Raw genomic sequence first — 20,559 nt, forward strand, 5'->3', positions numbered from 1 at the left:
CGGTCCGATGCGCCGGGTCCGGTCGCGCAGCCGTACGCCTTCAGGTGTCGGTCCGCGCGACGCCGTGCGGCGACGGCGGGCCGGCGCGTAACGCTCCCGGACCGCCGCGACGGACCGGACGCGGCCGCACCCCGCCCGGCAGGTCGACAGGCTCGTCGGTCGCAACCGGGCCCGCGCGCCCGACGAATGCGGCAGGCTCACCGGGCGCGGCCCGCACGCTCACCGGACAGACACAGCAAGCTCACCGGTCGCGGCCCGCACGCTCACCGGACAGACAGGTGCAGCAAGCTCACCGGTCGCGGCCCGCACGCTCGCCGGACACCCGCGGCACCCTCGTCGGTCCCGTCCGGCACCGTCGCCGCCCGCGACCGGGCCGGTCAGTCCCGGGCGAGTCCGAAGCGCGCCCGGAGCCCCGTGCGTTCGTCGGCGGCCACCGCCGCCGCCCCGTCCGTCACGGTCTCGTACACGGACAGGATGTCGGCGCCGACGGTCGACCAGTCGAAGCGCCGCACGTGGCTGCTCCCCCGCTCGCGCAGTTCGGCGCGGCGCGCGGGGTCGCCCAGGAGCCGAACCGCGGCGGCGGCCAGCGCGTCCGCGTCCTCGTTGGCGAACAGTTCGCCCGCGGCGCCCTGGTCGAGGACCTGGGCGAACGCGGGAAGGTCCGACGCGAGCACCGGTGCCCCCGCGGACATCGCCTCGACCAGGATGATCCCGAAGCTCTCGCCCCCGGTGTTGGGCGCGACGTACACGTCGACGCTGCGCAGGAAGCGGGCCTTGTCCTCGTCGCTGACCATGCCGAGGAACTCGACGCGCGAGCGCATCTCGGCGGGCAGGGACTCCACGGCCTCCTTCTCGTCGCCGCGTCCGGCGATCAGCAAACGGGTCTGCGGACGCTCGGCGAGGATCTTCGGGAGGGCCTTCACGAGGACGGGCAGGCCCTTGCGCGGCTCGTCGATGCGGCCGACGAAGCCGAGGGTGTCGCCCTGCCACTCGGGCTTGGGCTTGGCCCGTGCGAAGAAGTCGACGTCGACGCCGTTCGGGATGACGACGGCGTCGCCGCCCAGGTGCTCGACGAGAGTGCGCCGTGCGTACTCGCTCACCGCGATCCGCGCGCTGATCTTCTCCAGTGCCGCCTGGAGGATGGAGTACGCCGCGACCATCGCCCTGGAGCGCGGGTTCGAGGTGTGGAAGGTCGCGACGATGGGGCCCTGCGCGGCCCAGCACGCCAGCAGACCCAGCGAGGGGGAGGTCGGCTCGTGGATGTGGATCACGTCGAAGGTGCCGTCGTGCAGCCAGCGCCGTACCCGGGCCGCCGACAGGAAGCCGAAGTTCAGGCGGGCCACGGAGCCGTTGTAGGGCACCGGGACGGCGCGGCCGGCCGAGACGACGTAGGGCGGCAGGGGCGTCTCGTCGTCCGCCGGGGCGAGGACGGAGACCTCGTGCCCGAGGCCGATGAGGTGCTCGGCGAGGTCACGGATGTGGAACTGGACGCCGCCCGGGACGTCCCAGGAGTACGGGCAGACGATGCCGATCCTCACGGGGTCACCTCCCCGGGATCCCGACCAACGCCGTCGCTCGGGATCGCCGCGGGGTCCTTGGCGGGATCCAGGTCCTTCAGCCACAGCCGTTGCAGCATGTGCCAGTCCTCCGGGTGGTCGGCGATCCCCGAGGCGAAGGCGTCGGCCAGCGCCTGCGTCATGACAGACGTCTTCTCGGCACGGGTACCTGTCTCGGGAATTTCGACGGGGGGATGCACACGGCCCTTCATGACGGGCGAGTCGTCGTACCAGAGTGTCACGGGCAGGAGCAGGGCGCCGGTCTGCTGCGCGAGCAGTGCCGGTCCCGCGGGCATCCGGGTGGCCTCGCCGAAGAACTGCACCTCGACGCCGGACGAGGACAGGTCGCGCTCGGCGACCAGGCAGATCAGCCCGCCGTCGCGGAGCCGCCGGGCCAGCGTGCCGAAGGCGCTGCCGCCGCTGTGCGGCAGTACCTCCATGCCCAGGCCCTCGCGGTAGGCGACGAAGCGGTCGTACAGCGATTCCGGCTTGAGGCGCTCGGCGACCGTCGTGAAGGGCGTACGGAGCTTCGTGGTGACCCAGGCGCCGGCGAGGTCCCAGTTGCCCATGTGCGGGAGGGCGAGGATCACGCCCTTGTCGGAGGCGAGCGCGTCGGTGAGGTGGTGCACGTCCTTCGGGTCGAAGCCCGTCTTCACCCGCTCCTCGCTCCAGGCGGGCAGCCTGAAGGACTCCATCCAGTAGCGCAGGTAGGAGCGCATGCCGGCCTTGGACAGCTCGGCCAGCCGCTCGGGCGCCGCGTCGGGCACCACGCGCGCGTAGTTGCTCTCCAGACGCTGTATGCCCTTGCCGCGGCGCTTCCAGGCGATGTCGGCGATCGTGCGGCCGAGCCGCTCGGCGACCGGCTCGGGGAGCTTCTTGACCGTGCTCCAGCCGAGTGCGTAGGCGCCGTCGACCAGCCTGTCCTGGACCCTGGTCACGAGGTGGCCTCGCTGTTGTGGGCCGCGGCCTCGGCGTCCGCCTCGGCGGACTCCCGGCGCACCGTGACGACGCGCTGGATCAGCGTGACGAGGCTGCCGACGGCGACGATCCACAGCGCGATGGGCAGAAGCACCTGGATGCCGGGCACGCCGAACTTGTGCAGACCCGCGAAACCGGCCGCGACCAGCGAGATCACGAGTCTCTCGGCCCGCTCGACCAGGCCGTTGACCGCCACCGGCAGGCCGATCGACTCGCCGCGCGCCTTGGTGTACGAGACCACCTGGCCGCTGGCCAGGCAGAAGATCGAGACGGCGCACAGGATGTTGTCGTCGCCGTTGCCCGCGTACCAGAGGGCGAAGCCGCCGAAGATCGCGCCGTCGGCCACCCGGTCGAGTGTCGAGTCCAGGAAGGCGCCCCAGCGGCTGGAGCGGCCGAGCTGGCGCGCCATGTTGCCGTCGACGAGGTCGGAGAACACGAAGAGCGTGATGACGACCGTGCCCCAGAAGAACTCTCCGCGGGGGTAGAAGACCAGCGCGCCCGCCATGACTCCTGCCGTGCCCAGGAGGGTCACCGTGTCGGGGCTTACGCCCCGGCGGATGAGAAACGCGGCGAACGGTGTGAGGACACGCGTGAAGAATGCACGCGCGTACTTGTTCAGCATGGCCTTCCCGAGGGTCGGTGTCGCCGCGCGGCCCCTGCTGGCCGCCGGCTGGCCCATCGTAGCCACGCGCGCGCGTGTGCGACGGTCGGGCACCCGCACGCCCCCTGTCATGACGGGATGCCGTCGGTGGCACGGCGGGATCGCGTCCTCTGTATGGACGCACCGTGACACGAGTGCCAAGCTCGAAGACACCGCGGGCGTCATCGGAGCCGCCACCGCACGCGGATCCGTAACGCCCGCGCCCACAGAGACCTCACCGTGCACGGGAGGCAAGGCCATGGGCGACAAGGCGAATGCACACCCCGGAGCCGCCGGCAGGGCTACGGCGGCCGACCACCCCGCGTCCGTACGGAATGTGGTGCTGGTCGGCCACAGCGGATCGGGCAAGACGACTCTGGTGGAAGCTCTCGCGCTGACGGCGGGAGCAGTGAACCGGGCGGGCCGCGTCGAGGACGGCGGCACCGTCTCGGACTACGACGAGATCGAGCACCGGCAGCAACGCTCGGTGCAGCTCTCGCTGGTCCCCGTCGAATGGGACGGGTACAAGATCAACATTCTGGACACCCCCGGATACGCCGACTTCGTGGGGGAGCTGCGGGCCGGTCTGCGAGCTGCGGACGCGGCCCTTTTCGTCGTCTCGGCCTCGGACGGCGTGGACGGCTCGACGCGCATGGTGTGGGAGGAGTGCGCGGCCGTGGGGATGCCACGGGCCATCGTGGTCACCCACCTCGAATCGGCGCGGGCGGACTTCGAGGAGATGACGCGGATCTGCGCGGAGGCCTTCGGCGCGGACGACCCCGACGCCGTCCTGCCCCTGTACCTGCCGCTGCGCGGCGCGGAGGCACCCGACGGGCACGCGCCCGTGACGGGACTGATCGGGCTGCTGTCCCAGCGGCTCTTCGACTACGCGTCCGGGGAGCGCAAGGAGGCGGAGCCGGGTCCCGAGCAGCTGCCGCTGATCGAGGAGGCCCGCAACCGGCTGATCGAGGGGATCATCGCCGAGAGCGAGGACGAGACCCTCATGGATCGCTATCTCGGCGGCGAGGAGATCGACCTCAAGACGCTGGTGGAGGACCTGGAGCGGGCCGTGGCCCGCGGGACCTTCTTCCCGGTGCTGGCCGCGGCTCCGGCCGCCGACGGCGCCCGTCAGGGGCTCGGCACGGTCGAACTGCTCGAACTCGTCACGGGAGGCTTCCCCACCCCGCTGGAACGCGCGGCGCCCGTCGTGACCACACCGGACGGCGCGGCACGCGAGGTGTCGGCCTGCGACCCGACCGGGCCGCTGGTGGCGGAGGTCGTGAAGACCGCGTCCGACCCGTACGTGGGCCGGGTCTCCCTGGTCCGTGTCTTCTCGGGCACGCTGCGACCCGACGAGACGGTGCACGTCTCCGGGCACGGGCTGTCCGACCGCGGTCACGAGGACCATGACGTCGACGAACGCATCGGCGCCCTGTCCACGCCGTTCGGCAAGCAGCAGCGCGTCCTGTCGCACTGCATCGCGGGCGACCTCGCGTGCGTGGCGAAACTGAACCGCGCGGAGACCGGGGACACCCTCTCCGCCAAGGACGATCCGCTGCTCATGGAGCCGTGGCAGATGCCCGACCCGCTGCTGCCGCTCGCCATCCAGGCGCACAGCAAGGCCGACGAGGACAAGCTGTCGCAGGGGCTCGCCAGGCTGGTCGCCGAGGATCCCACGATGCGCCTGGAGCAGAACCAGAACACGCACCAGGTCGTCCTGTGGTGCCTGGGTGAGGCCCACGCGGACGTCGCCCTGGAGCGGCTGCGCAACCGGTACGGCGTCCAGGTCGACGTCGTGCCGCACAAGGTGTCGCTGCGGGAGACGTTCGCGGGCAGGTCCGGCGGGCGCGGGCGCCATGTGAAGCAGTCCGGCGGGCACGGCCAGTACGCGATCTGCGAGATCGAGGTCGAGCCGCTGCCGAACGGCTCGGGCATCGAGTTCGTGGACAAGGTCGTCGGCGGCGCCGTACCGCGGCAGTTCATCCCGTCCGTCGAGAAGGGCGTGCGGGCCCAGGCCGCCAAGGGTGTGGCCGCCGGCTATCCGCTCATCGACGTGCGGGTCACGCTGCTCGACGGCAAGGCGCACTCCGTGGACTCCTCGGATGCCGCGTTCCAGACCGCGGGCGCGCTCGCCCTGCGCGAGGCCGCGGCCGACGCCAAGATCCACCTGCTGGAACCGGTGGCCGAGGTGACCGTCCTGGTCGGCGACGACTACGTGGGCCCCGTCATGAGCGACCTTTCGGGCCGCCGCGGCCGGGTCGTGGGCACCGAGCAGGCGGGCGGCGGGCGCACCCTGGTACGGGCCGAGGTCCCGGAGATCGAGATCGGGCGGTACGCCGTCGATCTGCGCTCCCTCTCGCACGGCACCGCGCGCTTCAACCGCAGCTACGCACGGCACGAGCCGATGCCGCCTCAGGTCGCCGAGAGGATCCGTGAACAGGCCCGCGACACCTGAGGGTTCGCCGGTTCACACGTCGGCGGACGGCTTCGGCCGTCCGCCGACGAATGTCGGCCTGGGCCGATACTCTGAGAACCTGATCAAGGCAATGACCTGATCAACAGGTGTGCGAGGGGCGGAAGTCGGGAAAAGCCGCAGCAGCGGACGGCGGCGATGGGGGCGGAAGTGGCATTCGACGGTTTCGATTTCACTCCCGGGGCGCAAGTGCCGCTCACGGGCTCCGCGGGCCAGACGGCGGCGACCTTCGCCCTGGCCTCCGCGGCCTACCGGGACAATGGCGTCGAGGAGATCCTCAAGGCCGACAACGAATGGCACAAGTCGACCGTCAAGACGGGCAAGATCAAGCTGTTCGCGCCGAATCTGGGCGAGGCGTTCGCCCGGGCCGTGGTGGACCGGATGCTGGGCGCCGGCCGCAAGCCGCTCATCCAGTCCTTCGGCACCGAGCCGCAGGTCGTGGTGGAGCACTGCCTGGCGGCGAACAACATCCGCCGCGAGCGGGACAACTGGCTGGCGGCCGTGATGGTGCTGTGCGGGCTGCTCTTCCTGCCCGGACTCGTCGTCTGGCTGCTCGTCTTCCAGATCCGCACCCAGATAGCCAAGCGCGAGGACAAGCGCGCCTCCGCCCTCGGCACCACGCTCCTCGTGGCCGTCGGCGCCCTCGCGGTGCTCTTCCTCCTCCGTATGCCCTTCTCCGGCTTCTGGGCCTGGTACGGGCGCGCTTCGGTCGTCCTGCCGGTCGTCGGCTGGCTGTGGGCCCGGCAGATCTGTGAGCGCACGGCCAAGGACCTGCGCGACCGCTGGGACGGGCTGCTGTCCGGCGGCGGCATCGGCGCGAAGATCCCCGAGGCGGTGCCCGGCAGCCCCGGTGAGACGGCGGCGGAGCGGCTGCGCCAGTCCCTCGCCCGGCTCAGCGCGGAGCAGCAGTCCAACTCGGTCTTCTACGCGGGCCCCAAGGGCATACTCGGCATGGGCACCCGGTGGGGCAGCTGGCAGCTCGCCGAGGAGCTGGTGCCGCGCGACGCGGACAAGGAGATCCACCCGTTCCGCAGCTGGGACGTCATCCGCTCCATCCACGACCAGCTGCGCATGCTGGAGCGCGGTCCGCTCAACACCGGTGGTTTCCCCGCCCCCTCGATCAAGCACTGGATCGTCACGCCGATCGGTGAGAACGCGAAGGCGGTGTCCCGGCCGGCCGGCACGGACGTGGACGCGTACACGATCAAGACCCACGCGATACAGGACATCTGCAACAAGCAGCAGTTCGGCAGCGGTGACCGGCACTACCTCGGGGTCCAGTGGACGCTCTGGGACGGCCAGTTGATCATCACGATGCTGATCACGGTGACCGTGCTGCACGAGACGCTGCGCATCGAGGTCACCGGGCATGCGCTGGGTCCGGTGAATCCGCTGTTCACCACCAAGCCGGAGGCGCCCACGAAGGAGGTCGCCAAGGCGGTGAAGTTCTGGGAGACCCGCAAGGTGAACCTGCCGCTGGTCACCACGGACGAGGTCGTGCGGCTCGCGGCGCGGGCCCCCTTCACCTGGTACCCGCCCTTCCTGAACTGGCTCGGCGGCACCGTGGCGCTGCCCGAGCCGTTCGGCCTGCGCCACGCCTGGGCCGACCAGCCGTGGCGGCACCGGTTCATGGCCGACGACGCCCTGCGCGCCGCGACCCCCGTGCTGCGGGTGGTGCACGCGGCGGCGATCAAGGTCCTCGAAGAGAACGGCGTCGACACGGAGAAGTTCGGCAACCGCTCGGCGTTCCTCAGCACGGCGGTCCAGGACCCGATGCCGCGGAAGGCGGACGTGTACGACGCGTAGCCGCGGACCGGCGGGGAGAGCGGTGCGCCGCTCTCCCCGGACGGCTTCCGCTCCGGAGCCCGGCGGGCCGGGCGGCGCACGATGCCGAGCGGTGACACGACGCGACGGGGCGTGGCGACGGGCCGGCCCCTGCCGGAGCCGGGCGGCCGGCGGCCTCAGGCCGCCGGCCAGGCCTCCGCAAGCATCTTGCGGGTGTCGGCGAGCAGCTGTGGCAGCACCTTGGTGTGCCCCACGACCGGCATGAAGTTCGTGTCGCCGCCCCACCGGGGCACGATGTGCTGGTGGAGGTGGGCGGCGATGCCTGCGCCCGCGACGGTGCCCTGGTTCATGCCGATGTTGAAGCCGTGGGCGCCCGAGGCGGTGCGCAGGGCGGTCATGGCCTGCTTGGTCAGCTCACCGAGCTCGACGGTCTCCGGGCCGGTCAGGTCCGTGTAGTCCGCGACGTGACGGTAGGGCACCACCATGAGATGGCCGCCGTTGTACGGGTAGAGATTGAGCACGGCGTAGACCTGCTCGCCACGCTTCACGATCAGCCCGTCCTCGTCGGACTTGGCCGGAATCGAGCAGAACGGACAGCCGTCATCGGCCCCCGGGCCGGTGGGCTTGTTCTCGCCCTGGATGTAGGCCATCCGGTGGGGTGTCCACAGGCGCTGGAACGCGTCCTGCGTTCCCACTCCGATCTGCTGCTCCGGCTCGCTCGTCATGAAGTGCAGCATATGGCTTCGCCCGTTCGCGGCGTGTCGTCGGGGCGGCACGAGGGCGCTCAGCGGCCAAGCTGGGCCGGTGGACGATGACAGCCCCGAGGCCCGCTGGGCGGAACGCACCGAGGTCGCTCTCTTCGCGGCGTCGCTGGTGTTCATGGCCACGTACGCGACGATCGTCCTGGCCACCGACCTCCCGCCCTCGTGGCGGGACCTGTGCCATCTGGTGCTGCTGGTCCTCTGGTTGCTGTTCGCCGCGGACTACGTGGTGCACTGGCGGCTCAGCGGACAGCACTGGTGGCGGTTCGTCCTGACCCACGGGGTGTCCACGGTCTCGGTCGTCCTGCCCCTGCTGCGCCCGCTGCGGATGGTGCCGTTGTACGAGGTCCTCCAGAAGAAGCGCGGCGAGCCCCGGCTGTCGCTGTACGCGCGTGTGATCTCCTACGCGGGTCTGTCCACCCTGCTGCTCGGATTCGCCGGCTCCCTCGCGGTCTACCAGCAGGAGCGGGGGGCGCCCGGCGCGACCATGCGGACCTTCGGCGACGCCGTCTGGTGGGCCTGCTCGACCCTGAGCACGGTCGGCTACGGCGACATCACCCCCGTGACCCCGCTCGGCAGGACGATCGCGTCCGGGATGATGGCCGGCGGGCTGGCCCTGCTGGGTGCGGTGACGGGGTCGTTCTCGTCCTGGCTGCTGCAGTCCTTCACCCGGGACGACGAGAGACCGCCGGGACGCTGAGCGTCCCGGCGGCGTGCGCGTCCGCAGCGTCCCGGATCAGACCTGGGCGCGCTCCTCGACGATCTTCGCGATCTTGGCGACCGCCTCGTCGACCGGAATGCCGTTCTCCTGCGAGCCGTCGCGGTAGCGGAAGGACACCGCGCCGTTGGCCATGTCCTCGTCGCCCGCGATGACCATGAAGGGCACCTTCTGCTTCTGGGCGTTGCGGATCTTCTTCTGCATGCGGTCCGAGGAGGAGTCCACCTCGACGCGCAGGCCCCGCTTCTTCGCCTCGGCGGCGAAGGTGTGCAGGTAGTCCACGTGGGCGTCGCCGATCGGGATGCCGACCGCCTGGACGGGGGCGAGCCAGGCCGGGAAGGCGCCCGCGTAGTGCTCCAGGAGCACGGCGAAGAAGCGCTCGATGGAGCCGAACAGGGCGCGGTGGATCATGACCGGGCGCTGCTTGGAACCGTCGGGGCCGGTGTACTCCAGGTCGAAGCGCTCCGGCAGGTTGAAGTCGAGCTGCACCGTCGACATCTGCCAGGTGCGGCCGATGGCGTCCTTGGCCTGCACGGAGATCTTCGGGCCGTAGAACGCGGCGCCGCCCGGGTCCGGGACCAGCGGGAGCCCCTGCTTCTCGGCGACCTGCCGCAGCGTCTCGGTGGCCTCCTCCCAGACCTCGTCGGAGCCGACGAACTTCTCCGGGTCCTTGGTGGACAGCTCCAGGTAGAAGTCGGTCAGACCGTAGTCGCGCAGCAGGTTCAGGACGAAGGTGAGCGTCTTGTCGAGCTCCTCCGCCATCTGCTCCCTGGTGCAGTAGATGTGCGCGTCGTCCTGGGTGAAGCCGCGGGCGCGGGTCAGACCGTGCACGACGCCGGACTTCTCGTACCGGTACACGGTGCCGAACTCGAACAGGCGCAGCGGCAGCTCACGGTAGGAACGCCCGCGCGCGTCGAAGATCAGGTTGTGCATCGGGCAGTTCATGGGCTTGAGGTAGTAGTCCACGCCCTCGTCGAGCTGCATGGGCGGGTACATGCCGTCGGCGTACCAGTCCAGGTGGCCCGAGGTCTCGAAGAGCTTTCCCTTCGTCGCGTGCGGGGTGTAGACGAACTCGTAGCCCTCTTCCTCGTGGCGGCGCCGCGAGTAGTCCTCCATGACCCGGCGGACGATGCCGCCCTTGGGGTGGAAGACGGCGAGGCCGGAGCCGATCTGGTCCGGGATCGAGAAGAGGTCCAGCTCGTTGCCCAGCTTGCGGTGGTCGCGCTTCTCGGCCTCGGCGAGGAAGTCCAGGTGCGCCTTCAGCTCGTCCTTCGAGGGCCAGGCGGTGCCGTAGATGCGCTGGAGCATGGGGTTCTTCTCGCTGCCGCGCCAGTACGCGGCGGCGTTGCGCATCAGCTTGAACGCCGGGATGTTGCGGGTGGTGGGCAGGTGGGGACCGCGGCAGAGGTCCTTCCAGCACAGGTCACCGGTCTTGGCGTCCAGGTTGTCGTAGATGGTGAGCTCGCCCGCGCCCACCTCGACGTCGGCGCCGTCGTCCGAGGACGCGGAGCCCTTGATGCCGATGAGCTCCAGCTTGTACGGCTCGTCGGCGAGCTCCTCGCGGGCGGCCTCGTCGGTGACGACGCGGCGCGAGAAACGCTGACCGCGCTTCTGGATCTCCTGCATCTTCTTCTCGACGGCCTTGAGATCCTCGGGCGTGAAGGGGCGCTCCACGTCGAAGTCGTAGTAGAAGCCGTCCTTGACCGGCGGGCCGATGCCGAGCTTGGCCTCGGGGAAGAGCTCCTGCACGGCCTGGGCCATCACGTGCGCGGTGGAGTGGCGCAGGATGTTGAGGCCGTCCTCGGAGGAGATCTCGACGGGCTCGACCTCCTCGCCGTCCCGCACCTGGTACGCGAGGTCCTTCAGCTCGCCGCCCACGCGGGCCGCGACGATGGTGCGCTCGCCTGTGAAGAGGTCGGCGGCCGTAGTGCCCGTCGTCACCACGCGCTCTTCCCGCTCGGAATCGCGTTGGATGATCACACGGACGTCTGACACCGGACTCTCCTGCCTGAAGGGGACGTGCGCATCGTCGGTCGCGCACGCAATACAGGCGATCGTACCGAGCCGGGGGTGCCCTCCGCGAAATGGTTCCGGCCGGTGCCGCCGGGAAACCGTCCGCGCCGGCCGTGGCCCGCCGCGACGCCGGCCGGGGTCCTCGCTCCCCCGCGCCCCGTCAGTCCGTGCTGCACGCCTCCTCGAAGAAGTCCAGGTTCTCCTGGAGCGACTTCATCAGCCGGTCCCGTTCGGCCGCGTCGACCTGCACGGGCGCGATCCCGGAGGCGTCGGTGAGCCTGCGGAAGCCGCCGCGGCTCTCCAGCCGTCCGTGCACCCGCACCGGCAGACCGACCAGATGGGCGTGGCCCGCTGTCCGGTAGTCCTCCTCGTCGAGCGTCATACGGACGTGCGGCACGTCGGCGCCCGCGAGGACGCGCAGCCGCACGGTGCCCTCCCCGCGCGGTCCGGAGCGGCGCATCCGCACCACCGCGCCGGTGAGGCGCACCGGGACGGAGGGCTCCTCTCGCAGGTAGCGCGCGCCGGCCTCGCGCAGCACGGGCAGGTCGCCGGGCGAGAACTCGACAGGTTCGGCAGGGGTCGCGCCGCCCTCGGGGACGCCTGCGGAGGGCGCCCATTCGACGGCGATCCTGGCGCCCTCGGTGCCCCGGACGAGGGCGACCAGGGCCTCCATGAGCTCGTGGCTGACGCCCGCCTCGACGGCGGCGTCGAAGGCGTCCATGCCTCCGGTGGCCCGCCGGTAGTCGATGGCCTCGCGGGCGGCGTACAGCGCTTGGTGCAGCCGTACGGCGAGCGGCCGGCCCGTGGTGACGGGCACGAAGGCGGTGAGCCGGCGTCCGCCCGGTTCGGCGCCGACCAGGACGTTCTCCAGGGAGGCCGCGGCGGACCTGCGGTGGCGGGCGCCGTAGTAGCCCGCACGCGCGCGGGTGGCGAGCGCGCCGGCGAGGAGCATCTGCCGGGCCGCGGCGCGCAGCTGTTCCTCGACGGTCCACGGCGCCGCGCCCGCGGGACCGGTCTGCACGTCGCGCCACCAGCGGATCTCGTCACTCGGGACGGCGAGCGCGACCAGCACGTCACGGGCGGACGGGGAGCCGCTGCGGGAGAGCGCGACGAGGGCTTCGCCGAGCAGGTCGTCGCTGTCGGGAAAGGCCCGGCTCTCCGGCACCAGCAGGCTGGTGCCGCCGCCACCGGGCCCGGGTGGGGTCCACCGGCCGTACCGTCCCGCGGCTCCGCCGCGCCGCTGCCAGCCGTGCCGGTGCAGCAGCGCGCTGAGGACCGTCGGGTCGACCTGGTCGGGGGTCGGAGGGTCGTTCCAGAGGGCGTCGACGGGATGCGGCCTGACCGGTCGCGGCGACTCGTCGAGGGGGCGGTGGGTCATGGTCTGCCTCCCGTCCCGACCCGGGTCATGATCTCGCAGAGCGCCCGGTCGTCGAAGATGCGGGCCGTCGGTATGCGCACGGTGGTCCTGCGGCGGCCGGTGACGGCGTGCCCGGCGAGGTTGATCCAGTAGCAGCAGTGGCGCAGGTCGAGGCGGTCGTGGCTGGCGCGCAGCCAGTCGTCCTGTGAGCGCGGCACCAGCATCACGACCAGGATCTTGTGCACCGAGACCGGGGTGCGGGCGAGCTTCGCCAGGTGCTCGTTGTCGAGAGTGAAGGAGAAGGCGGGCCCGGGCGGGTTCGGCGGGATCTGGTACGTGCACTTGAGCTGCACCTTGATGGTGACTTCGTCGTCGACCGTGTGCCCGGGGGCGCTGTGGCTGACGTGCCAGTCGATGCCGTTGTCCGGGAAGGGCTGGGACAGCGAGCAGCCCGCCGCCGCGGCGACCGCGTGCAGATAGCCCACCTGCAACGTCTCCATGCAGGCGGTGGTGGCGAGTGAGCCGCGATGGGGTGCCGTCCGCTGGGGCAGCAGCCCGCCCCGTTCGGGCTGGGCGAGTGCCATGAGTCCAACAGCCTTCCAGACCAAGAGATTCCCCGTGACGGGCCGCTGAACTGCAAAGACCCGTACCTCTGTTGTCTCCTTCCGGCGTACGCCGCAAACAGCCCGGGTATCACCAAACGGGCAGAAGACGGTGCGTCAGCTGCCGTGGGCGAGAGAGGAGTTGTGTACGTATGACGTGCTGGTACGAGGGCCCTTTGGCCGCGTTCGACACGGAGACCACGGGCGTGGACGTCGAGACCGACCGGATCGTGTCGGCCGCCGTCGTGGTCCAGGACGCCCCGGGTTCCCGTCCGCGGGTGTCCCGGTGGCTGGTGAATCCGGGGGTGCCGGTGCCCGCGGGGGCGACGGAGGTGCACGGTCTCACCGACGAGCATCTGCAGCACAACGGCCGCTGGCCGTCGCCGGTGATGGAGGAGATAGCCCGGGAGCTGGGCGAACACGCGGCGGCCGGGCGGCCGCTCGTGGTGATGAACGCTCCGTTCGATCTGACGCTCCTGGACCGGGAGTTGCGTCGTCACCGGGCCTCGTCGCTGGACCGGTGGTTCGCGTCGACGCCGCTGACGGTGCTCGACCCCCGGGTGCTGGACAAGCATCTGGACCGCTACCGCAAGGGCCGCCGCACCCTCACCGATCTTTGCGCGCACTACGGCGTGGCGCTGGAGGGCGCGCACGACGCGGCGGCCGACGCGCAGGCCGCGCTGGATGTCGTACGGGCGGTGGGGCGCCGTTTCGCGGCGCGTCTGGAGCGGCTCTCGCCGGCCGAACTGCACACGCTCCAGGCGGTGTGGCACGCAGCACAGGCCCGCGGGCTCCAGGCGTGGTTCGCGCGCAGCGGCTCGGAGGAGGCGGTGGACCCGGCGTGGCCGCTGCGTCCGGAGCTGCCCGCGGCGGCGTGAGGACGGACCGTCGGCCGGGAACAGGCAGCGCGGAGGGACCGGGAATGCGGAAAGGCCGGTCCGTCTGTGACGGACCGGCCTTCTCCCGGTGGGCGATACTGGGTTCGAACCAGTGACCTCTTCGGTGTGAACGAAGCGCTCTCCCACTGAGCTAATCGCCCGGGAACGGACTGAACAATACAGGTCCCGGCGGGTGTGGTTCAAACCGCTTGGAGACAAGCCGTCAGTCCCCGGCGTCCGGCGCGCATCATCAGGGCGTGGTTGGCCCGGAACAGCGGCCGTCCGGGCACCGCGAGCCGGCGCAGCAGCGGCTTGCGCACGTCGACCTCCTGGTCGTACCGGGCGCGCGTGCCGGTGCCGTGCGCGGTGAGCGTCCAGCGCGCCCAGCCCTCCATGTCGCCGGACAGCGCGATCTCCAGGACGCCGCACGCCGGATCACGGCGCACCTCGCGCGCGGTGAATGTCATGCCGTACGGGAGGAGCGAGCGGACCCGGATGAGGCCGCTGCGGTCGTCGATGCGGGTGACCTCGCGCACCTGGGGCCACCAGTGCGGGTAGTCCTCGGCGTGCTCCAGCACGACGTAGACGGCGGCGGGGGGTGCGGGCAGCTCCCACTCGCTGCGGAAGCGGTAGTGGCTCCAGTCCATGGGGGGAGTGTGCCCGCTCGCGGATCTGAGTACGTCGTGAGTACGCGCACTCATGCCGGGAAGGGTGACCGGGACCACACTCCCAGGCATGACTTCGATCCCGCCCCCGGCTCAGGAGCTGCGGCTCCTGGACGCCGAGCTGCGGCAACTCGACGCGCGCCGGGCTCTGTTGCTGACGCGCCGTGCCTGGCTGATCAGCGTCCTCCGAACGGCTCCGGCGCCGTCCGGCCCGCCGCCGGCCGCCGCTCCCGGACCGTTCGCCGCCCCCGCGCACCGGCCGGAGACCACGGCTCCCGGCGTACAGAACGTGCTCCTGCTGCTCGGCGGCGTCCTGCTGGCCGTGGCCGCCGTCGCGTTCACGGTCGTCAGCTGGGGACACCTGGGGATCGCGGGCCGGGCGCTGGTGCTCGCGGCGCTGACGCTGACCGCCCTCGGCGCACCGCTGCCCCTGCTCCGGCGTGGGCTGCGCTCGACGGCCGAGGCGGTGGCGGGCCTCGGCCTGGCGCTGACGGTGCTGGACGCCTACGCGCTGTACGAGGTCGCCGTCCCGGACGCCGACGGGCTCGGGTACGCCGCTGTCACGTCGGTGGTGCTGGCCGCGGTGTGGGCCGCCTACGGTCTGGCCGTGGGCACGCTGCACCTGCCGGCGGGACCTTCGGCGGTCACCACCCCGGGCGAGAAGCCCGTGGGCGCCGGCGAGGGACTGGCCGGCACCCGGGTCCGTCTCCCGCTGCGGCTGCCTCTTCCGGCGGCGCTGGCCACGGCCCAGTTGCCGCTGCTGCTGTGGGTGACGGCGGCCGACGGGGGCGCGCACGCCGTCACCGGCGCGTTGCTGGCGACCGCCGCGTTCGACACGGCTGTCGCGCTCCGCGTCCCCGTGAAGCCGGTCCGTGCCGTCGCCGCCGTGGGCGCGTACGGACTGGGCGGGTGGGGCGCCTTTGCCGCCGGCTGGCTGTCCTGGACGGCCTCCGGCCCGAGCGCCGCCGCCCGTGCGGCGGCGCTCCTCCTCCTCGCCGCGTCGATCGCCCTCGTGGCGGCGTGGCGCACCCCGAAGCCGGGCGTCGCGGCCGGTGGCGCGCTGGCGGGGGGTCTGCTCACGGTCGCCGCGGTCGGCGGCGTGCTGCGTGCCTCGCTGCCGGCGGACTGGACGGTGGTGGCCCATCTCGTGTGTGCCGTCGCCCTGTTGGGCGCGGTGCGCACGCCACTCGCCGAGCCGATGAAGCGGGGCCTCGCGTGGGCTTCGGGCGTGGTGCAGGCCGTCGCGGTGGTGTGGGCACTGCCTCCGGTCGGCCTCGCCCTGCTGGGCCCGGCCGACTGGGCCGGCCGGATCTGGTCCGGGGCCCCGGCGACCGCCCGGGAAGCGGTCACGGCGGACGTCCCGTGGCCCGCGCACGCGATCACGGCGCCCCTCGTGCTCGCGCTGGCGGCCGGCGTCCTCGTGATGGCGGTCCGCGGGGCGGACCGGCGTCCGCAGGCCCTGGCCGCCGCGACGGCGCTGGTCTGGGCCGCGGTGTCCGTCGTCCCGGCCTCGCTCGAACTCCCCTACGAGGTGAGCCTGTCGGTGCACGCTCTGACGGCGGTGGCGGCCCTGGCCCGGGCCACCCGTGCGCGGCCCGTGGTGACGCCTCTCGTGCTCGCGGTCCTCACGTCCGCGAGCCTCGCGTTCCTCTCCCTGGCTTCCGAGGGTGCGACCCTCACCGTCCTCGGGGCGCTGGTCCTGTTGTTCGCGGCCGCCGCCCTGCGGCCGGGCCTCGGTCCGGTCGCCGCACCGGTCTCGCTCGTGTACGCGACCGCGCTGGCCTGCGCCGCGGGCGCGTCCCTGGACCTTCCCGCGCATCGGATCGCCCTGCTGGTGCTCGTGGTGCCGGTGGCCGCCGCGGTGTCGGCGGCGCGTACGGACGACGCGGCGACGACGGTGTCGTCCGAGGTGGCGGGGGCCGCCGCCGGGCTGCTCGCCATCGGTCTCGCGGTGGCCGATCCGCCGACGCTGGCCCTGGTCCTGGCCCTGTGCGGGGTGATCGCCGCGGGCACGGCCGTACGGGAGGACCGGCGCCCGGTGGGGTACGCGGCCGCGGCGCTGTCCGTGCTCGCCGCCTGGGTCCGCCTGGCGTCCTGGGACGTCGGCTCTCCGGAGGCGTACACGGTCGTGGTGAGTGTTCCGGCGCTGGTCGTCGGCGTGGTCCGGCGCCGCCGGGACGGGACGGTCTCGTCGTGGACGGCGTACGGGCCGGGCCTGACCGCGACGCTGGTGCCGAGTCTCTTCGCGGCATGGGGCGACACGCACTGGCTCCGCCCGCTGCTTCTCGGCACCGCGGCCCTGCTGGTCACCCTGGTGGGTGCCCGGCACCGTCTCCAGGCGCCGCTCGTGGTGGGCGGCACGGTCCTGGCCCTGGACGCGCTGCACGAACTCGCCCCGTATCTGGTGCAGGTGGTCGGCGCGCTCCCCCGTTGGGCGCCTCCCGCACTCGCCGGTCTGCTGCTGCTCGCGCTGGGTGCCACGTACGAACAGCGGATCCGCGACGCGCGGCGAGTGCGGGAGGTGCTGGGGAGGATGCGCTGACGGCCGGGGGGCTACGGCATCCTGTCGCCGAGCAGCGCCAGGTTCTCGATGGCGGCGAGCCCGTAGAGCGCGGTGTCGTTCGTGTACACCCAGTCGGCCTCGCTGCCCGGCACCAGGGTGACCGGACCGCTCAGCTTCGTGGTCCTCCAGGGCGAGGACTCGGTGTAGCCGTCCGAGCTGTAGAACTTCGTCCACGCGCGCGTGGCGAGCTTCGCGTCACCGGTCTGCACGGCGGCGTACGCGTCCAGTCGCGAGTGGCCCTGGAAGAGCAGCAGGGAGCCGAAGTCGGAGCCGTAGCGCGCCGCCTGTTCGGCCTTGGTGGCGTTGAAGTAGCGGCAGTAGTCGAGGTAGGCCTCCTTGAAGGCGGGCATGTCGACGAGGTCGATGAGCTCGGCGCACAGTTCGTTGAGGCCGAACACCGCGGAAAGGTGCGACACGCCGACCGCGGGCGCCGCGGCGACGGCGAACCTGCCCGTGTCGAGGTCGTACAGCCCGGTGCCCTGGACGAAGCCGTTCGGCTGGGCGGCGATGGTCTCCATCGTCGACAGCACGCGTGCCTTGGCCTTCTCCCACTTCGGGCCCTTGCGCTCCCACTCCGTCAGCCAGGCGGACACGAGTCCGCTCCAGTCCGTGCCGAAGCCGATGGACAGCGCGTGCCGGTCGGGTGTGTAGGGCTCGGTGCGGATCTTGCGGATCGGGTCGAGGACCAGGAACGTCTCGTCGGAGTCGACGTTGGCGTGCATGAGGTCGCCGACGCGTTCGTCCGCGGTGAGGAAGTAGTAGTAGCGCCGGTACGTGGTGTTGGCGATGCGCTGCTGTTTGGCGCTGTCGGCGTAGTGCTGGACGCCGTGCCGGGTGCCGAGGCCCGCCCACTGGCCGAGGTGGTAGACGTCGACCTCGCCGGTGTGCCGGGTCATCGCCTCGGCGAAGCGGAAGATGTCCGCGCGGCCGCTGCGGAGGTAGGCGAACCAGAGCCAGAGGTCCGGTGACAGCTCGGAGTTGTCCCAGGCGTAGCCGCCGACGTCGTAGCGCCACTGGTGTCTGACCGGATCGTAGGAGTGCATGATGTCGCCGTAGTCCCAGAAGCCGTACCAACGGCGCATCTCCACCTGATCCTTGTAGTAGGTGAAGAGGAAGTCGAGGTGGTCCTCGATCCTGGCCTTGGCGGGCGTGGAGCGGTCGGGCTCCGAGTAGAGGCCCGGGCCGAAGACCTTCGCCCCGATGAGCTGCTTGGGCGGTGCGGCCAGTTGCGGCAGCACACGGACGGCCGCGACCTGTTCGGCGAGCTTCTCCGGCGCGGGTGTCGACCCGTTGGCCCAGAAGAGGAGTTCGGAGGTGCGGGCGATGCCGTACGGGGTGCCGAAGCCCGGCTCGTAGTCCTCGTAGGTGATGTTGAGGCCTTCGAGCTGTTCGGCGTACGTGTCCTGGCCCATGCCGTCGTGGTAGAAGCGCAGGTCCATGGGCTGTGCCTCGGGCGACCAGAGCCACAGGGTGACCTCGGCCTCGTCGGTGTGGGCGTCGCGGATGTCGAGCTGCGCGGGGTGTTTCTCCCAGAAGTCTCTGAGGCCGAAGGAGAGTCCGCCGCTGGGACCGCCGACGTAGCCGAAGCCGGAAGCACGCCGGCCGCCGCCCGCGCCGATCCAGCCGTGTCCCTTCTTCGTGCGCTTGCGCAGGGTGAAGCCGTCGGCGGACAGCTGAGAGAGGGTGTAGTCGCCCCATTCGGGGATGTACTGGAGCCGGGTGGTCACCCGCTGGTCCCAGGTGGACGGGTCGGGCAGTTTCTGTCCCGCGAACTGGGCGGCCTGCACGGCGGCGCCCGGGTCGCGCCGCAGTCCGGTGACGCCCTTGACCGCCTCGCGCAGCAGACCGCTGTCGTCGCCGCCGATCCTGATGTGCCGGTCGTAGGACGCGTCGCGCATGGGAACGCCGAAGCGCACGCCCAGGCCGCGGATGAAGTCGCCGCTCGGCTTCCCCGGTTCCTGCTTCCCGTCGAAGGTGATGGTGTGCACCATGCGGAAGGAGTCGGCGCCCGCGTAGAAGTACAGCCGGATCGAGAAGGGCAGCCAGCTCCGGTCGCCCTTGCGGTGCTTGCCGTCGATACGGACCACGGCGCGCACCGGGCCGTCCTGCTCAACCTCGGTCCGGGAGATGGCGCTCTCGAAGCGCTCGTACTTCTCCGCGCCCTGGTCGTCGTCCTCGAGCTCCGGCTGGCGGACGAGGACCAGGCGGCCGTTCCTGGCGATCTCCGTGGAGCCCCGGGTCACGGACTTGACCAGGACCGAGCCGCTCTTGCCGATCTTCGCCGCGATGACGCCGGTGGACACGTCGACGGTGGCGCCGTTCCTGTCGACGGTCACCTTCTTGTCGGGGGCGGCCGGTGCGCCGGCGGTGAGCGTGTACTTCCCGGCGTCGGAACTCACCGCGTGTGCGGTCCACTTGAGAGTGCCGTCCGGCCAGTAGGCGATCGGCCAGGTCTGCACGGGGACGGCCTTGCCGTCGGCGTCCGTGAGCGCGAAGGTCTGGTCCTCCTGGTGGACTCCCTTCGGCCAGGGCACGCCGACGGTGGAGCCCGGGGCGGCGCCGAGGCCGCCGTCCTCCAGCCACTCCAGGGTGACGGGGCCCGGACCGGTGGCCGCGGCCGCGGGCGCGGCCTGAGCGCCCTGGGTGCCCAGCGCCCAGCTGAACTGCGCGGCGGCGCCGGCGACGGCGGCCGCCTTGAGGAGGGATCTGCGGGGAATGGGAGACATGGCCTTTCCTTTCCGATGGGGTAGGTCAGGGGCATGACAGATAGAGCGCGACGCCCGGGGCACCGGCCGTGCGAGGGGTTCCCGGTGCCGTCGCGAGGCGCGGCACGGGGCGTCGGGCGTGCGTGACGTTCCCGGCGCCGTCGCGGGGCACCGGCCGTGCGTGACGTTCCCGGCGCCGTCGCGGGGCACCGGCCGTGCGTGCGGCTGTTCTCCGGGCCGTCGGTCAGCGGCGGTGCCGGTGCCGCTCCTCCACCGCGACGGCCGCCGCCGCGACGAACCCGAGCACGGGCACCGCGAGCGGCGCGACGAACCAGGCGGACGAGGCCACCAGGGCCAGTCCGCCGACGAGCAGGAAGGAACCGGCGGGATCGAGCACGGTGCGCCGGCCGGCGGCCGCGAGCAGCTCGCGCCAGGACTCCCCCGGTTCCCAGGACGCCGCCGCGCGCAGTCCGGCGACGGCACCCGTGATCAGGGCGAAGAGGCCGACGGCCCCGACGACCGGTCCGCCGGGCAGCCCGGCGCGCGCGGCCTGGACGTCCACCCAGACCGCGGCCGCCCCGGCCCATCCGGCCAGGCCGGCGATCCAGCCGCCCCGGACGGCCGCCCGGAAGTCGGCGGCGAACTCCTTCCATCCGCCCGCTCGGTGGGTCGTTCGCCGCCGCAGATGCCGGGCCCCGGCTGCGAAGGCTGCGGGGTACGTGACCAGGGGCAACGCGGCCACCGCGATCCACACTCCGATGAGCAGGCACTCCGCGAAGACGGCGAAGCGTTCGGCGAGGACGGGCTCCTCGGGCGTACGCCCCGCGCGGGCCCCGGCCCGCGCCCTCGGCTGGGTGGTGGCCAT

Annotated in this window: 15 protein-coding genes and 1 tRNA gene; 5 read left to right on the plus strand and 11 right to left on the minus strand. The window is 72.0% G+C overall.

Going from position 1 to position 20,559, the window contains the following annotated elements; all coding sequences use genetic code 11:
• Window positions 1-377: 377 nt before the first annotated feature.
• Genes H305_RS0117430 through pgsA form a run of 3 tightly spaced genes read right to left on the minus strand, consistent with a single transcriptional unit; the run spans window position 378 to window position 3,213 of the window.
• On the minus strand, window positions 378-1,538 hold the full coding sequence (locus H305_RS0117430; protein WP_028801492.1) for a glycosyltransferase family 4 protein: 1,161 nt from the start codon (window positions 1,536-1,538) through the stop codon (window positions 378-380).
• On the minus strand, window positions 1,535-2,494 hold the full coding sequence (locus tag H305_RS0117435; protein ID WP_028801493.1) for a phosphatidylinositol mannoside acyltransferase: 960 nt from the start codon (window positions 2,492-2,494) through the stop codon (window positions 1,535-1,537). The genes H305_RS0117430 and H305_RS0117435 overlap by 4 nt, the downstream gene beginning before the upstream one ends.
• The gene (gene pgsA / locus H305_RS0117440) at window positions 2,491-3,213 is read right to left on the minus strand and encodes a phosphatidylinositol phosphate synthase (protein WP_078629109.1); all 723 of its coding nucleotides are present in this window, start codon (window positions 3,211-3,213) and stop codon (window positions 2,491-2,493) included. Before pgsA ends, H305_RS0117435 begins: the two co-directional genes overlap by 4 nt.
• Window positions 3,214-3,433: 220 nt before the next feature.
• Here pgsA and H305_RS0117445 point away from each other — a divergent pair, with 220 nt between their 5' ends.
• Window positions 3,434-5,629, plus strand: coding sequence for an elongation factor G-like protein EF-G2 (locus H305_RS0117445; protein WP_028801495.1), 2,196 nt, complete (start codon window positions 3,434-3,436; stop codon window positions 5,627-5,629).
• A 156-nt stretch (window positions 5,630-5,785) separates the two neighbouring features.
• Window positions 5,786-7,453, plus strand: a complete 1,668-nt coding sequence (locus H305_RS0117450; RefSeq protein WP_028801496.1) for a membrane protein — start codon at window positions 5,786-5,788, stop codon at window positions 7,451-7,453.
• A gap of 155 nt (window positions 7,454-7,608) precedes the next feature.
• Here the strand turns inward: H305_RS0117450 and H305_RS0117455 are convergent, their stop codons facing one another.
• Window positions 7,609-8,169: an HIT family protein gene (locus tag H305_RS0117455; protein WP_028801497.1), complete on the minus strand. Its 561-nt coding sequence runs from the start codon at window positions 8,167-8,169 to the stop codon at window positions 7,609-7,611.
• A gap of 67 nt (window positions 8,170-8,236) precedes the next feature.
• Between H305_RS0117455 and H305_RS0117460 the strand changes: the two genes are divergently transcribed.
• Window positions 8,237-8,893, plus strand: a complete 657-nt coding sequence (locus H305_RS0117460; protein ID WP_028801498.1) for a potassium channel family protein — start codon at window positions 8,237-8,239, stop codon at window positions 8,891-8,893.
• Window positions 8,894-8,929: 36 nt separating this feature from the next.
• Here H305_RS0117460 and thrS read toward each other — a convergent pair whose 3' ends face one another.
• The 3 genes from thrS to H305_RS0117475 form a co-directional block, all read right to left on the minus strand.
• On the minus strand, window positions 8,930-10,906 hold the full coding sequence (gene thrS / locus H305_RS0117465) for a threonine--tRNA ligase (protein WP_028801499.1): 1,977 nt from the start codon (window positions 10,904-10,906) through the stop codon (window positions 8,930-8,932).
• Window positions 10,907-11,084: 178 nt separating this feature from the next.
• Window positions 11,085-12,302: a hypothetical protein gene (locus H305_RS0117470; RefSeq protein WP_028801500.1), complete on the minus strand. Its 1,218-nt coding sequence runs from the start codon at window positions 12,300-12,302 to the stop codon at window positions 11,085-11,087.
• Complete coding sequence (locus H305_RS0117475) at window positions 12,299-12,865, minus strand: DUF4365 domain-containing protein (protein WP_028801501.1); 567 nt, start codon at window positions 12,863-12,865, stop codon at window positions 12,299-12,301. Before H305_RS0117475 ends, H305_RS0117470 begins: the two co-directional genes overlap by 4 nt.
• 170 nt (window positions 12,866-13,035) lie before the next feature.
• Here H305_RS0117475 and H305_RS0117480 point away from each other — a divergent pair, with 170 nt between their 5' ends.
• Window positions 13,036-13,761, plus strand: coding sequence for a 3'-5' exonuclease (locus tag H305_RS0117480; RefSeq protein ID WP_028801502.1), 726 nt, complete (start codon window positions 13,036-13,038; stop codon window positions 13,759-13,761).
• Between the two features lie 89 nt (window positions 13,762-13,850).
• Here H305_RS0117480 and H305_RS0117485 read toward each other — a convergent pair.
• Together H305_RS0117485 and H305_RS0117490 are read right to left on the minus strand one after the other, a co-directional pair.
• Window positions 13,851-13,922: transfer RNA gene (locus tag H305_RS0117485), tRNA-Val, on the minus strand.
• 39 nt (window positions 13,923-13,961) lie between these two features.
• A complete protein-coding gene (locus H305_RS0117490; RefSeq protein ID WP_028801503.1) occupies window positions 13,962-14,408 on the minus strand; it encodes an SRPBCC family protein in 447 nt (148 codons plus the stop codon).
• A gap of 88 nt (window positions 14,409-14,496) precedes the next feature.
• Here H305_RS0117490 and H305_RS0117495 point away from each other — a divergent pair, with 88 nt between their 5' ends.
• Window positions 14,497-16,968 carry an SCO7613 C-terminal domain-containing membrane protein gene (locus H305_RS0117495; RefSeq protein WP_234020941.1) on the plus strand — a complete coding sequence of 824 codons (2,472 nt, stop codon included), beginning with the start codon at window positions 14,497-14,499 and terminating at the stop codon, window positions 16,966-16,968.
• Window positions 16,969-16,979: 11 nt separating this feature from the next.
• Here the strand turns inward: H305_RS0117495 and H305_RS0117500 are convergent, their stop codons facing one another.
• Both H305_RS0117500 and H305_RS0117505 read right to left on the minus strand, forming a co-directional pair.
• Window positions 16,980-19,715, minus strand: coding sequence for a hypothetical protein (locus tag H305_RS0117500; RefSeq protein ID WP_028801505.1), 2,736 nt, complete (start codon window positions 19,713-19,715; stop codon window positions 16,980-16,982).
• 223 nt (window positions 19,716-19,938) lie between these two features.
• Complete coding sequence (locus tag H305_RS0117505; RefSeq protein ID WP_028801506.1) at window positions 19,939-20,559, minus strand: hypothetical protein; 621 nt, start codon at window positions 20,557-20,559, stop codon at window positions 19,939-19,941.

This window comes from Streptomyces sp. 142MFCol3.1, from assembly GCF_000424945.1.
Lineage (GTDB): Bacteria > Actinomycetota > Actinomycetes > Streptomycetales > Streptomycetaceae > Streptomyces > Streptomyces siamensis.

What these genes read in the sequence shown, in the direction of transcription:
- pgsA (WP_078629109.1), bottom strand. Translation starts at nt 3,213, where the DNA reads ATGGGCCAGCCGGCGGCCAGCAGGGGCCGCGCGGCGACACCGACCCTC.
- H305_RS0117445 (WP_028801495.1), top strand. Translation starts at nt 3,434, where the DNA reads ATGGGCGACAAGGCGAATGCACACCCCGGAGCCGCCGGCAGGGCTACG.
- H305_RS0117450 (WP_028801496.1), top strand. Translation starts at nt 5,786, where the DNA reads ATGGGGGCGGAAGTGGCATTCGACGGTTTCGATTTCACTCCCGGGGCG.
- H305_RS0117455 (WP_028801497.1), bottom strand. Translation starts at nt 8,169, where the DNA reads ATGCTGCACTTCATGACGAGCGAGCCGGAGCAGCAGATCGGAGTGGGA.
- H305_RS0117470 (WP_028801500.1), bottom strand. Translation starts at nt 12,302, where the DNA reads ATGACCCACCGCCCCCTCGACGAGTCGCCGCGACCGGTCAGGCCGCAT.
- H305_RS0117475 (WP_028801501.1), bottom strand. Translation starts at nt 12,865, where the DNA reads ATGGCACTCGCCCAGCCCGAACGGGGCGGGCTGCTGCCCCAGCGGACG.
- H305_RS0117480 (WP_028801502.1), top strand. Translation starts at nt 13,036, where the DNA reads ATGACGTGCTGGTACGAGGGCCCTTTGGCCGCGTTCGACACGGAGACC.
- H305_RS0117490 (WP_028801503.1), bottom strand. Translation starts at nt 14,408, where the DNA reads ATGGACTGGAGCCACTACCGCTTCCGCAGCGAGTGGGAGCTGCCCGCA.
- H305_RS0117495 (WP_234020941.1), top strand. Translation starts at nt 14,497, where the DNA reads ATGACTTCGATCCCGCCCCCGGCTCAGGAGCTGCGGCTCCTGGACGCC.
- H305_RS0117500 (WP_028801505.1), bottom strand. Translation starts at nt 19,715, where the DNA reads ATGTCTCCCATTCCCCGCAGATCCCTCCTCAAGGCGGCCGCCGTCGCC.
- H305_RS0117505 (WP_028801506.1), bottom strand. Translation starts at nt 20,559, where the DNA reads ATGGCCACCACCCAGCCGAGGGCGCGGGCCGGGGCCCGCGCGGGGCGT.